This is a genomic window from Plantactinospora sp. KBS50, from assembly GCF_002285795.1.
In the GTDB taxonomy this organism is placed as follows: domain Bacteria; phylum Actinomycetota; class Actinomycetes; order Mycobacteriales; family Micromonosporaceae; genus KBS50.
The window spans coordinates 6,492,301-6,505,604 of sequence record NZ_CP022961.1 but is presented as its reverse complement, the minus strand read 5'-3'; the positions used below and the strand labels follow the sequence as shown (position 1 = coordinate 6,505,604).

The 13,304-nt window shown below is 68.4% G+C and carries 10 protein-coding genes and 1 pseudogene; 4 read left to right on the top strand and 7 right to left on the bottom strand.

Translation table 11 applies throughout. The features are described from left to right. Positions 1-10 precede the first annotated feature (10 nt). Complete coding sequence (locus CIK06_RS28140; protein WP_157756985.1) at positions 11-532, top strand: flavin reductase family protein; 522 nt, start codon at positions 11-13, stop codon at positions 530-532. A 123-nt stretch (positions 533-655) separates the two neighbouring features. Here the strand turns inward: CIK06_RS28140 and CIK06_RS28135 are convergent, their stop codons facing one another. The 7 genes and pseudogenes from CIK06_RS28135 to CIK06_RS28110 form a co-directional block, all read right to left on the bottom strand. Next, entirely contained in the window at positions 656-1,597 is a 942-nt protein-coding gene (locus CIK06_RS28135) for an AfsR/SARP family transcriptional regulator (RefSeq protein ID WP_095567320.1), read from the bottom strand. 480 nt (positions 1,598-2,077) lie between these two features. Beyond that, complete coding sequence (locus CIK06_RS32715) at positions 2,078-3,424, bottom strand: UDP-glucose/GDP-mannose dehydrogenase family protein (protein WP_198348401.1); 1,347 nt, start codon at positions 3,422-3,424, stop codon at positions 2,078-2,080. Positions 3,425-3,568: 144 nt separating this feature from the next. After that, positions 3,569-4,450 (bottom strand): annotated as a pseudogene (locus CIK06_RS32710) (NAD-dependent epimerase/dehydratase family protein); the annotation flags it as partial. Positions 4,451-4,477: 27 nt separating this feature from the next. Then, positions 4,478-5,260, bottom strand: coding sequence for a hypothetical protein (locus CIK06_RS28125; protein WP_095567318.1), 783 nt, complete (start codon positions 5,258-5,260; stop codon positions 4,478-4,480). A 101-nt stretch (positions 5,261-5,361) separates the two neighbouring features. After that, entirely contained in the window at positions 5,362-6,573 is a 1,212-nt protein-coding gene (locus CIK06_RS28120) for a glycosyltransferase family 2 protein (protein WP_095567317.1), read from the bottom strand. 80 nt (positions 6,574-6,653) lie between these two features. Further along, on the bottom strand, positions 6,654-8,906 hold the full coding sequence (locus tag CIK06_RS28115) for a thiamine pyrophosphate-binding protein (protein ID WP_157756984.1): 2,253 nt from the start codon (positions 8,904-8,906) through the stop codon (positions 6,654-6,656). Positions 8,907-8,948: 42 nt separating this feature from the next. Then, entirely contained in the window at positions 8,949-9,995 is a 1,047-nt protein-coding gene (locus tag CIK06_RS28110) for a LacI family DNA-binding transcriptional regulator (protein ID WP_095567315.1), read from the bottom strand. Positions 9,996-10,163: 168 nt separating this feature from the next. On the opposite strand from CIK06_RS28110, the gene CIK06_RS28105 reads away from it, so the two are divergent. The 3 genes from CIK06_RS28105 to CIK06_RS28095 are packed head-to-tail and all read left to right on the top strand — an operon-like array spanning position 10,164 to position 13,299. Further along, entirely contained in the window at positions 10,164-11,441 is a 1,278-nt protein-coding gene (locus CIK06_RS28105; protein WP_232533910.1) for an extracellular solute-binding protein, read from the top strand. Continuing rightward, positions 11,438-12,436 carry a carbohydrate ABC transporter permease gene (locus tag CIK06_RS28100; protein WP_095567313.1) on the top strand — a complete coding sequence of 333 codons (999 nt, stop codon included), beginning with the start codon at positions 11,438-11,440 and terminating at the stop codon, positions 12,434-12,436. The genes CIK06_RS28105 and CIK06_RS28100 overlap by 4 nt, the downstream gene beginning before the upstream one ends. Next, positions 12,433-13,299 (top strand): carbohydrate ABC transporter permease, encoded by an 867-nt coding sequence (locus tag CIK06_RS28095; protein ID WP_095568206.1) that lies wholly within the window; start codon positions 12,433-12,435, stop codon positions 13,297-13,299. The genes CIK06_RS28100 and CIK06_RS28095 overlap by 4 nt, the downstream gene beginning before the upstream one ends. Positions 13,300-13,304: the final 5 nt, after the last annotated feature.

Here is a 13,304-nt window from a genome sequence, read left to right as displayed (position 1 = left end):
GGCCGTCGCGATGACGATGCAGGAGCGCACGGTCTCGTCGCGGACCGAGATCTTCACCGAGGCGATGGCGCGGCTGGCGTCCGGGGTCGCGGTGGTCACCTCCCGGCACCGGGGCGGTGCGCCGTGCGGCCTGCTGGTCTCCTCGATCTGTTCCTACAGCGTTCGGCCGCCCTCGGTGCTGGTGTCCATCGGCCGGGAGTCCCGGTCGTACCCGGCGCTGCTCGGCCAGGCGGACTTCGGTGTGCACCTGCTGGGCAGCGGAGACGGCCCGATCGCGCGGGTGTTCGCCAGCCGGGGCGAGGACAAGTTCGCCGGCCTGGACTGGGCCTGGGACGACTCGGTGCCGCGGCTGGAGAACGACGTGCTCGTCTATCTGCGCTGCGTGCGGCGGCGCGTGTTCGAGCACGCCGACCACGCGATCGTCATCGGCGAGGTGGCCGACGGCCAGATATCGCACGGTGAGCCGCTGGTCTACTACCGTCGGGCGCTGGACTGGCGGCTGGAGCCGCCCGGTCACGGCCGGGTGCGGTGAGAGCCGCCCGGCCGGTTGCGCTGCCGACGCCCCCGCCGGGTGCGGTGCGGTGCGGGCGGTCCGGCCGGGTGCGGTGCGGGCCGTCCGGCCGGGTGCGGTGCGGGCCGTCCGGCCCGGCGCGGCTCACCGGTGCGAGACGGCGTCCGGTCGGCGCCCGCCGGCCTGGCAGGCGCTGACCCGGCAGCGGCAGGCGACGGTGGGCAGGTCGGCGCAGGTCGGGCACCAGACCGCCAGGTGGTGCGGGTGCGGTGGGGCCGTGCCGTCGAGCATCAGCTGTTGCAGGGCGCGCAGTCCCGGCCCGGGCTCCACGCCGGTCTCCTGGATCATGATCCGGTGCGCGCGTTGGTAGACCTGAAGCGCCTCGGCCCGCCCGCCGGACAGATAGAGCGCCAGCATCAATTGCTGGTGGAAGCTTTCCCGCAGCGGGTAGCGGGCGGCGAGTTCGGCCAGTTCGCCGACCAGTTCCAGGCTCCTGCCCTGACACAGGTCGACGCCGATCCGTTCCTGAAGCAGCGCGAGCCGTTCGGTCTCCAGCCGTACGGTGTACTGCTCCATCATGTCGAAATGGCTGATGTCGGCCAGCGCCGGTCCGCGCCAGATCGCCAGTGCCTGCCGGAACAGTTCACTGGCCTCCGCGCAGCGGCCGTCGGCGACCCGGCTCCGGCCCTCGGCGGACAGCGACCGGAACCGGTGCAGGTCCAATTGACCAGGCGCAATCCGAATGACGTATCCGCTCGGCTGCGTCCGTAGTACCGGATGTAGTCGGGTTTCACCGCGTACCCGGGAATTCGGGCTCAGAATCCGGCGAACAGCCGAAACGTACATCTGCAGGGCGGCGAGCGCCGACCGGGGCGGCCGTTGCCCCCAGAGCGCGTCGATGATGCGCGGGACCGGGAGCAGTTCGTTGCCGTGCAGCAGGAGCAGGGCGAGCAGCTTGCGTTGCAGTGGCGCGGTCGGGGTGCAGGCTTCGCCGTCCCGGTAGACCTCAAGCGGGCCGAGGATGTCGAAGCGCAGTTCCGGAGCGGGGATCGCATGACAAGGTGCTTGACCGGTGCGAAATGCCATTCAGATTCTCCCCTGCGGCATTCATCCCCCGTCTGATCAAAGGCGCTTGCGGCCGGTCGACCGGCATTATGAGGCGACACCGGATGGGAGTCCGATGAGCATTTATCGTTGCGCATGAATCTAGCAGCGATCCGTAAGGGGAGCAATACGTTCCGTCGTGGACGGGTCGCCGAGGGTGCACTCCTGCCGTGCTCGGAGGCGGCTCGCGAAGGGTGTGCGGCGGCGAATGTTCGCCGCTGGACGGGACAAATCTCCCGGGGTGTCGCGAGCTATATTAAATGCGCGTTCAGTAGCTGGTACCTCTATTTCACGAACACGGTAATCGATCGGCCGTACCGGGCAAATGGTGCGAGCCATCCACGCGGTGCTGGCATGGTTCCAGGACCTGCCATGACCAGTGTGGATGGCCCGTGAACGGCGTCCCGTACCGGCCGGGCTCGGCCGAGCCGCGGTTGGCCGTCGATCACCTCGCGCACCGACCTACGTCGACACCGCCATGGCCCGCTGCTGTAGTCCGGGGCGTCCTGGTGCCAGGTACGTCCAGCCGGCCCGCTGCCACGCGTCGGCGTCGAGCAGGTGTCGCGCGTCCACGATGTTGCACTGTCCGACCGCCGCGGCGAGCCGCTGTGGATCGGCCAGGGCGAACTCCTCCCAGTCGGTCAGCAGCGCCACCACGTCCGCACCGCGCACGGCCTCCAGCAGCGTGGCCTCGTAACCGAGCGCCGGGAACGCCCGGCGGGCGTTTTCCATGGCCCGCGGGTCGTAGACGGCGACCTGCCCGCCCTCGCCATGGAGCACGTTCGCCACGTGCAGCGCCGGCGAGTCGCGGATGTCGTCGGTGCCCGGCTTGAAGGCGGCGCCAAGCACCGCTATCCGGCGCCCGGCGAAGGATCCGCCGCACTGCTTACGGAGCAACTCCACCACCCGGTCGCGGCAACGCATGTTCACGGCGTCCACCTCGGCGAGGAAGGCCAGGGCGTGCGCGACTCCCAGTTCGCCGGCTCGGACCAGCAGTGCCCGGATGTCCTTGGGGACGCAACCACCGCCGAAGCCGAGCCCCGACGTGAAGAACTTCCCACCGATCCGAGCGTCGTACGCCAGCGCCTCCGTCACCACCTTGATGTCGGCGCCACTCGCCTCGCAGAACTCGGAAATCGCGTTGATGAACGAGAGCTTGGTGGCCATGAAGGAGTTCGCGGCGGACTTGATCACCTCGGCGGTCGGCAGGTCCGCCACCACCACGGGAACCCCGGCGTCGATGATCGGCGCGTAGACCTCCCGGAGCAGCCGCTCGGCCCGGGCGTCCGGCGTGCCCAGCACCAGCCGGTCGGGCCGGAGCGTGTCGGCGACCGCCCGGCCCTCGCTGAGAAATTCGGGGTTCCAGGCCACCGACACCCGATCGCCGGCCGGAGCGACGGCGTGGAGCATGGTGGCCAGCCGGGCCGCGGTCCCGACCGGGACCGTGGACTTGCCGACCACCAGGCACTCGCGGTCGAGGTGTGGGCCGAACTGCTCGACCACGGCGTCCAGATGCCGCAGGTCGGCGCCACTGCCGTCGCTTCGTTGCGGGGTGCCCACGCAGATGAAGTGGATGTCGGCGGCGGCGGCCTCCTCGTACGATCCGGTGAACCGCAGCCTTCCCGAAGCCAGATGCCGGCCGACCAACTCGTCGAGTCCCGGCTCGAAGAACGGCACCCGACCGTCCGCCAGAGATTTGATCTTTTCGGCGTCGATGTCGATGGCGATCACCTCATGCCCGAGTTCCGCCATGCCCGCGGCGTGCGTCACGCCGAGGTAGCCGCATCCCACCACGGAGATCACATGCATTTGCCCTCCTCGCGCCTGTGGCGATTGACGTCGGGTCGGAACGGGCGTTTCGGCCGATTGCCGCTCCAGCCGCTTTGCCTCCACCGTGCGGCGGAGTCCTTCGGCCAGTGGAACCCGGGGCTCCCAGCCCAGTTCTCGTTTGGCCCGGCCGATGTCCGGACAGCGCTGCCGCGGATCGTCCTCATCGGCCCCGACATGCCGGATCGGTGACGAACTCTCCGCGATCTCGCGAATCGTCCGGGCAAGATCGAGGACGCTGATCTCCTCGGTGTTGCCGATGTTCACCGGTAACTGGTAGCCGCTCGCGGCAATCGCGAGGATCCCTCGCGCGGTGTCCTCGACAAAGCAGGGAGACCGGGTCTGGGTGCCGTCGCCGTGGATCAGCAGCGGCAACCCTTCGACGGCCTGCGCCACAAAGCCCGAGATCACCCGGCCATCGGGCCGCATGAGCGGCCCGTAGCTGTTGAAGATGCGGGCGATTCCCACGCTCACGCCGTGCTTGCGGCCGTACGCCACGGTCATGGCCTCGGCATAGCGCTTCGCCTCGTCGTAGACCGAACGCGCGCCGATCGGGTTCACATTGCCCCAGTACTCCTCGCTCTGCGGATGCTGCTGCGGATCCCCGTAGATCTCGGAGGTGGATGCAAGCACGTACCGGGCACCGTGCCGGTGCGCCAGTTGCAGGGTGCGGTACGTCCCGGCGCTGCCGGCCAGCATCGTCTCGATCGGCAGCCGGGCGAACTCCGGGATCGACGCCGGTGAGGCGAGATGGAGGACCAGATCGACCTTCCCAGGTACCTCGAACTCCTCGGTGACGTCGGCCTCCAGCAGTGTGAAGCCAGGCTTGTCCAGAAGGCGTTCGACATAGCTGGGGTGCCCGGTGGAGAAGTTGTCGACGCAGAAGACCTCGACTCCGGCAGCCAGGAGTTGCTCCGCGACGTACGAGCCGACGAAGCCGCCTCCCCCGGTGAGGACGGCCCGCCGGAACCGGCCGAGCGACCCGTCGCGATTGCTGTTGTCCGACATGTGGAATCTCCTCGTCTGGTCCGCCGATCAGGAGTGCTTGCTCGTGCCTTGGCTGTGCAGCAGGTTGTCGAAGCACTTCAGCTTCACGTCCTCGTCCTGCGTGCCGTGGATGCTGCCCGGGTCCAGCCGCAGGTCGCAGTGCCGTACCCGCAACGGCCAGGTCTCCGGCCGGGCGATCCTCCGGCCGGCGGTACGTCCGACGTGGCTCGCCAGGTTCTCCCAGTGGTAGCGGAAGCCCATGTCTCCGCTGAACGTCTCGGCGTCCCAGGCACCGAACTGCCGCGCGACCGGTTCGAACCGACGGGTGTCGTACGCGATGAGTTGGTCGATCGCCCGGTTGACCGACCGCACTCCGGGCTCGATCGCGGGGCCAAGGTCGATCAGCGGGGAGTCCCACTCCTCGTGGTCGTCGACCTTGTTGATGAGGGTCACCTCGGGATGCCGTTCGAATATCCGCACCATCGCGTCAAGCACGTCGAACGTTTCGTCCGTCTTCCAGATGAACGAGTCGTCGGTAAAGGTCACGAGGTACGGTCGGGTGATCGAGAAGTTGTTGGCGTGGAAGTTGTTCGATCCGAGCCCCGGATAGGCGATCTTGTTGGTGCGCCGGAACCGGAACTCGTCCACGCCGTACTCGGCCAGCCTCGGCAGCAGATCCGCAACCTTGGCATCGCTGGACCTGTCGGCCACCAGGACGACTTCGAATTCGTGTCTGGTCGGCTGGGTCAGGGACCGCAGCGCGAGTGGCAGGGTGCGGGCGAGTAGTCGGTCCGTCTCGTGAAATGCGCAGGCCAGGGTGAACAGGGCCACGCGTGGTACCTCCGTTCGTGATCGGTCGGTGGCCGGCCACGGCAGTTGTCCGGCCTCCGGCACATTCGTCCCAGCTTCCGTCCGCCGTGCCTTGGCGCCGCTCAGGCGGGTACGCCCGACGATCCGGCCGTCGCGAACCGGTCGAGCCGCCCGATGGGCTCGGTCGGCCGCCAACTCAGGCCCGGAATCGCGGAATTGGGCAGCGAACCGTCCTCGTTCAGCACCGACGAGGGCGGGTGGGCCATGTGCAGCAGCCAGTCGTGGTAGGTGTCGAAGGCGCCGTTGATGTCCATCCGGTAGGCGAAATCGTTGTCCTCTCCGCCCCAGCCCTCGTAGCGTTCGTCCATTCCGCCGATCCGGTGGAACACGCTGATCCGCGCCCAGACACAACACCCCGGGGGCCGGCGCAGCATGAACCCGCGCAAGATCTCCGGGTCGACGGTCGCGGCACGGTTCATCAGCCGCTCCCGGATTGCCCGCGAGGTGGACGTGTCGCTCAGGCAGAACATGTTCCGATAGGTCAGATGTCCGGCGGTGCCCGGCTTCGCGAAGCGGGCCGCGTTGCGCGCCACGAACTCCCGGTCGGCGAGTACGTCGCCGTCAAGAACGCAGACGACCTCGGTCGGGCCCGCAGCGTTCACCACACCCACGTTGACCGCCCAGGACTTGTTGAAGATGCCGGGTTTCGGCGCGAAGACGTACTCGTCAACGAGCGGCTCGATGAGTCCGCGGTACCGCGGCAGGTCGTCCGACTCCACGACCACGATCCGGTAGCGCTCCCGCGGATAGGACTGGTCGGCCAGGGTGAGCAGGCATGCCTGCAGGTTCCGGAGGCGGACCCGGGCGCGATTGCGGTCCTGGAACGGGATGACGATGAGGACGTCCGCCTCCGGGCCGGCGGCGGGCGGGCTGACCGGGGGCAGTTGGCGCAGGTCCTCGGCGGTCACCTGCGGAAGGCCGTCGTCCGCATAGCGTGTGCCGAGGTAGTAGCCGAGCCGGTTGACGCACTCCGCCTCCCACGCCTTTTCGAACAGTTCCGCCGTCGCGGAGTCGCCGTGCCTGGCCAGAAGGGCCTTCTTGAACGCGTGGTACCGCGCCGGGTCCGCGGGCGCGGCCAGCAGGTCCGCACCGAGCGAACGGATTTCCTCGTGGTGGCTCGTCCGCACCCGGTCCACGACGGATTCGAGCCATGGCCGGGCCACCTCCCAGAGGAACAGGCAGGACCGCGGGGCACCCGGGTCAACCGCGGCGACCACGCTGTCGGCAACGGCCGTCGCCAGGATCTCGGGATCTGTTGGTCGCACTCCGGGCATGTGACTTCCTCTCTGGACGGTACCTGGGGCGGAAGGGCATGGTCGGCGTCGCGCTGAGCGCCGACGGCCAGCGGCGGTCGTCAGGTCCGAGCGGAGGCGGGCTGCTTGTCGTCGGCCGGCAACCGCTCGAACCCGTGGGTGAGCCAGATGCCCGCCCACACCTCGGGCGCCGATGGCAGCACCAACTCCACAAGACTGGGGCCGTCGACAGCGGCAGCCCTGACCAGCGCGGCGGTGAACCGCCGGATCCCGGCGTCGACCTCCTGGGCGGGACCGCCGAGGGGAACGGTCACCTCGGCGGCGTGGACGCCGAGCGCCCCGGCCACCGCGTGGTACCGCATCCCTGGCACGTTCGACAGATACGACCGCGTCATTTCGCCGTACGACGCTGTCCCCTGCTTCTTCAGCGAGACCGACTCGCCGTTGTTGCACACCAGGAAGAGCACTCTCGCCCGCTCCTGGGTCGCCGCGACGAGGCCCTGGAAGGAGTTGGTGAACGCCTGGTCGCCGAGCGTGCACATCACCCGGATCTCGTCGTGGGCGATGGCAAGCCCGGTCGCGTAGGACAGTCCGCTGCCGACGAAGGCGCCATGACCGCCGAAGACTCTCAGCCCCTTCGGCAGATCGTCGTAGTGTTCCGCGATCAGCCCGCCGAACATCTGGCTGTCATCGACGAGTACCGGCCGGTCCCAGCCGGCGAGAACATCCGCCAGTGCCCGCAGCACGGCCCGTCGCCCGGCGACGACAGCCGGGGCGACCGGTTCCACGGCAACCGCGGTCCGGGTACGCACCTGCGCGCCGAACCAGGAGGTGCGGTGGGCAGTTCCCCGGTCCCGTAGGAGCTTCGTCAGGTCGCGCACCGTCCGGGCCGGATCTCCGACCACCAGGAGATCCTTCTCCTTCATGTACTCGTTCTTGGAAACCTTGCCGGGATCGGTGTTGACGGCGATCTTCCGGCACTCCGGCAGCGTGCCTACCACGCGCTCGTAGATGTTGCGGTCCTCGACGGTCACTATCAGGTCGGACTGGTCGAGAAGATCCCGGTGAACCGGGTCGAACGGATCCAGCCAGCCGACGAAGTTGCGCACCTCGTCCCGCCGGAGGCGTTCGAAGAGCATGGGCCCGCGCCGGTACCGGACCTGGAGCACCGGCGCGCCGAGAGCGGTGCTGATCTGATCGAGCGCCGTCCGGATGCCGCGGTAGCGCAGGGCGTGGTCATCGACGAGGAGCAGTGCGCGGTCCGCCCTGGCCAACTCCTCGACGGCGGCCTCAAGGTCGCTCCGGTCGGCGACCGGAGCGGGCCGGGCCGTTGCGGGGGCGGCCAGCGCGGCGAGCGGCAGCCAGCGTTGCTCGGCCACATCCTGCGGCAGGCCGAACACCGCGGGCCGATGCGGGGCCCGCGCGGAGAAACCCAGCGCCTGACGGAGCCGGCCGACGAAGCGGCGCGCCACCCGCCGAAGCTCCTGCGGGTCGGCCGGGACGGGCCCAGCCTGCCAGCGCCAGTCGACAAGACCGCCCAACCCGTCCAGCAGACCCGGTTCGCCGTGCGGTGGGTGGAAGCGGGCCGAACCGGTGGAGGGCAGACCAACCAGATAGAGCGTGCCGGCCTCGCTACGCCGTGCGTCGGCCACGGCGCCCATCGCGTTGGTCAGGCCACGGGCACCGTGCAGCACCGCCACGCCACGATTCGGGTCCAGCAGGGACGCGCCGGCGGCCATGAACGCCGACTCCTTGTCGCCGCGGCCGTTGCTCAGATGGATTCCGTCGATCCGGTCGATGGCATCGGCAAGGGCCAGTTCCGAGGTCCCGGCATAGACGAAGACCCGGGCCACGCCGGCGGCGGCAAGTAGGCTGGCCACGGCTTCGGCCCCGGTCAACGACAGCTGCCAGCCGAGTATCCGGTCCACCACGTCGCGGGCGGTGGCGTGGGCCGCCTCCTGCGCTCGGTCGCCCGCCGGGTCGGCCACCGCCGGGGCGGCGCCGGTCAGCATGGCCTCGGCGAGGCGACGCTCGGCGTCCGCCCGCCCACCCGCGAGCAGCAGCGCACAACGCAGGGCGTCCGGGCCTGCGGTGGAGCTTCGCAACCACCGCAGAATTCCTGCCGCGTCGGCCCGACCGGCCAGTTCAGCGGCGCTTGTCAGGAGAGGAAATGACCGTCTCGCCATGGCTCGTCGCCTCTCGCCGCCCGGCGGGTGACATCGACGAAAGCAACCATCGCCGCTGCCCCAACGTCCGAATTCGTCCTGTGCGCAAAGGCTACGGGGACGCACCTTGTCGGCATCTTGACGCGGGCGCGTCGAATTTCGACCGGGCACAACGGCCGTCTGTGCCACTGGCCGCGTAGTTGCGTGGCGAGCAGCCGGGACGGCGATCGCTCAGGTCGCACTCAGCCTTTGCCGGGGATCCGCGGGGTCGGCGTCGATCACGGGACCGCAGGACGAACGGATCACCAGTTCGGTGGGCAACCGGATGTGTCTCTCCCGTTCGACGCCGGCGATCAGGTCCGTGAGCAGGCGCAGCGCCTCGGCGCCCATCCGCTGCAGCGGTTGCGAGATCGTCGTCAGCGGCGGATTGACCAGCGCGGACTCCGGGACGTTGTCGAAGCCGATCACCGAGAGATCGTCGGGCACGGAGCGACCGAAGCGCCGGGCGACCTCCATTGTCGAGATCGCGGAGAGGTCGTTGCCCGCGAAGATCGCGGTCGGCGGCTCGGGAAGCGCGAGCAGTTCCGCAGCGGTGCCGGCGGCCTTGCCGACCCCGAAGCCGCCGACGCGCACGAGCCGCTCGTCCACCGGGATGCCGGCCTCGGCCATGGCCCTGCGAAAGCCCGCCTCGCGCAGGCGTGCCGATTCAAGGTCGGGGCGCCCGCTGATGTGCCCGATGCGGCGATGGCCGAGTGACAGCAGGTAGTTGGTCGCGAGCACGGCGCCGGCGAAGTTGTCCGAATCGACGGTGGGCAGGCCGGACGGGCCGGTGTGCGGGTCCACCGCCACGACGTGAAATCCCTGCTTCGGCTCGATCATCGTCGGCGTGACGATCACGGCACCGTCGATGAGTGTGCCGGAGAGCCGGGCGAGTGAACGCCGCTCCCAGCCGACGGCGGCGCCGTCGCCGTCGCCGCTGGAATAGGCCAGAAGCTGGTAGCCGCTACCGGCGACCTGGCGGGACGCCCCCTTGAGCAATTCGGTCGAAAACGGCTCGAACTCGGCGACCAGGATGCCCAGCACGTTCGTGCGGTGGCTACGGAGACTCTGCGCGACGAGGCTGGCCTCGTACCCGAGTTCATGGATCACCTGCTGGACGCGCTCCACGGTCGCCTGCGCCACGCCGTACCGTCCGTTGACAACCTTCGAGACGGTTGCCACGGAGACGCCGGCTGTACGTGCTACATCCGACATCTTGACGCGCTGCTCGAAGGCCACGCTGACGATGATAGAGGGCCGCCGACGACCCCGTCACGCAGGACAAAAACGTTATCGACAACGATTGACATCACGTTACCGGACTGTAAAACTGCCCGGCAGACGAGTACCACGAACCGACTAGTCGAGGAGACATCGATGGCGGTAATGCGCCGAGCAGGCGCCCTCGTGACGCTGTTCGTGACCAGTGCACTCGTCGTTGGTGGCTGCACCAGCGGCGACGACGAAGCCCCGGACGATGGTGAGTTGTACAAGAATCCGGTGACCCTGACCTGGTGGCACACCGCCACCCAGGACGGGCCGGGCAAGACCTACTGGGAGAAGGTCGCCAACGACTTCTCCGCGCTCCACCCGAGCGTCAAGGTCGAGATCGAGGCGATCGAGACCAACCAGCTCCAGCGCACCCGGCTGCCCGCCGCGCTGCTGAGCAACGATCCGCCCGACCTCTTCCCGGTGTGGGGTGGCGGCGAGATGCGCGAGCAGGTCGAGGCGGACTACCTCAAGGACATCACCGGCAGCATGACGGACGAGGCGGACAGTCTCGGCAGCTCGATCGAAATCTGGCAGGTCAACGGCAAGCAGTACGGCCTGCCGTTCCGGATGGGGATCGAGGGTTTCTGGTACAACAAGGACATGTTCGCGAAGGCGGGCATCGACGCTCCGCCGAGCACCTTCGACGAACTCACCGAAGCGGTCACGAAACTCAGGGCCAGCGGTGTCATCCCGATCGCCCTGGGCGCCGGTGACAAGTGGCCCGCCGCGCACTGGTGGTACGAATTCGCGCTGCGTGACTGCTCCATCGACACGCTGAAGAAGGCTTCCCTCGATCGCGTCTTCGACGATCCGTGTTTCGTCAAGGCGGGCCAGGATCTGCAGTCCTTCATCGCCACGAAGCCCTTCCAGCCGAACTTCATCGCCACGCCGGGCCAGAACGATCCGACCAGCGCCAACGGTCTGCTCGCGAACGGCAGCGCCGCGATGGAACTCATGGGCGACTGGAACCGGGGCACCCTGGACAACGTCGCCAAGGACAAGGACGCCCTCGCCAAGGTGCTCGGCTGGTTCCCCGTACCGGCCATCTCCGGCTCGGCGGGTGACCCGAAGGCGGCCCTGGGCGGCGGTGACGGGTACGCCTGTGCCAAGAAGGCGCCGGCCGAGTGCGTCGAGTTCCTCAAGTACATCGTGAGTCCCGACGTGCAGAAGGGCTATGCCGAGACCGGTACCGGGTTGCCTGCCGCCAAGGCCGCGGCCGCTGGTGTGCCGGACCCGGCACTGCAGTCCGTCCTGAAGGCCACCTCCGAGGCGAGCTACGTACAGCTCTGGTTGGACACGGCGTACGGCAGCACCGTCGGCAACGCCATGAACGACGCGATCGTTGCCATCTTCGCCGGCAAGGGGACGCCCGAACAGGTCGTCTCGGCGATGAAGGCGGCCGCGAGCAAGTGACCTCCGCCAGCCGAATCCGGGACCCCATCGGCGACGCGTCCGCGCCGCCGATGGGGCGCCGGCCCGACGGGCGCGGATCCGCCCGCCGGGCGGAAACGCGCCGCAAATGGTACGAGATCGTCGTGCTCACGACGCCAGCACTCGTCCTCTATGTGATGTTCGTGCTGGTCCCCATGGGGTTCGCGGTCTATTACAGCCTCTACCGCTGGCGTGGCGTCGGACCTCCCACGGACTTCGTCGGTATCCGGAACTACGTCCTTGCCTTCCAGGACCCGATCTTCCTTGACGCTCTGCGCAACAACGCGATCATCGTGGTCGGGTCGCTGCTGATCCAGGGGCCGCTCGCCCTGGGCATCGCCCTGTTGCTCAACCGCCGGTTCCGCGGGCGGGCCGCGTTCCGCCTGCTGGTGTTCGTGCCCTATGTACTTGCCGAGGTCACCGTCGGCATCATGTGGAAGCTGCTGCTGACCGACGACGGAACGGTCAACGCGCTGCTGCGGTCGCTGGGAATGGGCGGCCTGGTGCAGGCCTGGCTGGCTGACATCCACGTCGTCATCTGGACGCTGCTGTTTGTCCTCACCTGGAAGTACGTCGGCTTCGCCATCATCCTCCTGCTCGCCGGACTGTCGAACGTGCCGCCCGAGCTGACGGAGGCCGCCGCCATCGACGGTGCGAGTTGGTGGCAGACCCAGCGCCACGTCACGCTTCCGCTGCTCGGACCGACGATCCGGATCTGGATGTTCTTGTCGATGATCGGCTCGTTGCAGGTTTTCGACATGATCTGGGTGACCTCGGTGCCCTCGATGCGATCGCTCGGAGCGTCCGCCACCATGGCGACCTACATGGTGGACAACGGCTTCTTCGCCCGGCTGTGGGGCTTCGGCAACGCCGTAGCCGTGATCCTGTTCGTCATCTCGTTCGTCGCGGCGCTGCTGTTCCAGCGCTTCCTGCTCCGTCGGGACATCCGGGGCGCCACCACCGAAAGGGTGAACTGACCGTGGCCGCGAATCCCGTCCGTTACCCATCCACCCGGCACCGAGCGTTGTCCTGGAGCACGCCGCTCACGTACGCGCTGGCGTTGGCGGTCGCCGGCGTGTCGATCACGCCGATCGTCTACGTGATCATCGGCGGCTTCCGTACCACCCCGCAGATCGTCGCGGATCCGGCCGGGCTGCCCGACCCGTGGGTCTGGGACAACTACGTCCGGGTGCTGGCGCACAGCCACTTCTGGAGGCAGACGTTCAACAGCGCGGTGATCGCCCTCGGGACCACCTTCCTCGTGGTGGTGCTCGGGATGGCCGCCGCGTTCGTGCTCGCCCGGTACACCTTCCGCGGGCGCGAGGCGCTCTACACCTTCTTCACGCTCGGCCTGCTCTTTCCAGCCGGAGCGGCGATCCTGCCGCTCTACCTCCTGCTGCGCAACCTGAGCCTGATCAACTCCTACTACGCGGTGATCCTCCCGCAGGTTGCCTTCTCCCTACCGCTGACGGTCGTGATCCTCCGGCCCTTCCTGTCCGCCATCCCGGGGGAGTTGGAGGATGCCGCCGCGATCGACGGCGCTGGCCGGATCGGGTTCCTCTGGCGCATCGCGCTACCCCTGTCGCGGCCTGCGCTCGTCACCGTCGGGGTCCTGGCGTTCGTGGCAAGTTGGAACGCGTTCCTCCTGCCGTTGCTGGTCCTCGGCGATGTTGACCTGCACACTCTGCCCCTGGGCGTACAGAGCTTCTCGAACCAGTACAGTACGGATACCGCGGGCATCCTCGCGTTCACCTCGCTGGCGATGCTCCCAGCACTACTTTTCTTCACGCTCGCAGAGAAGCAAATTGTCGGTGGCCTGCAGGGCGCGATCAAGGGCTGAGCGCC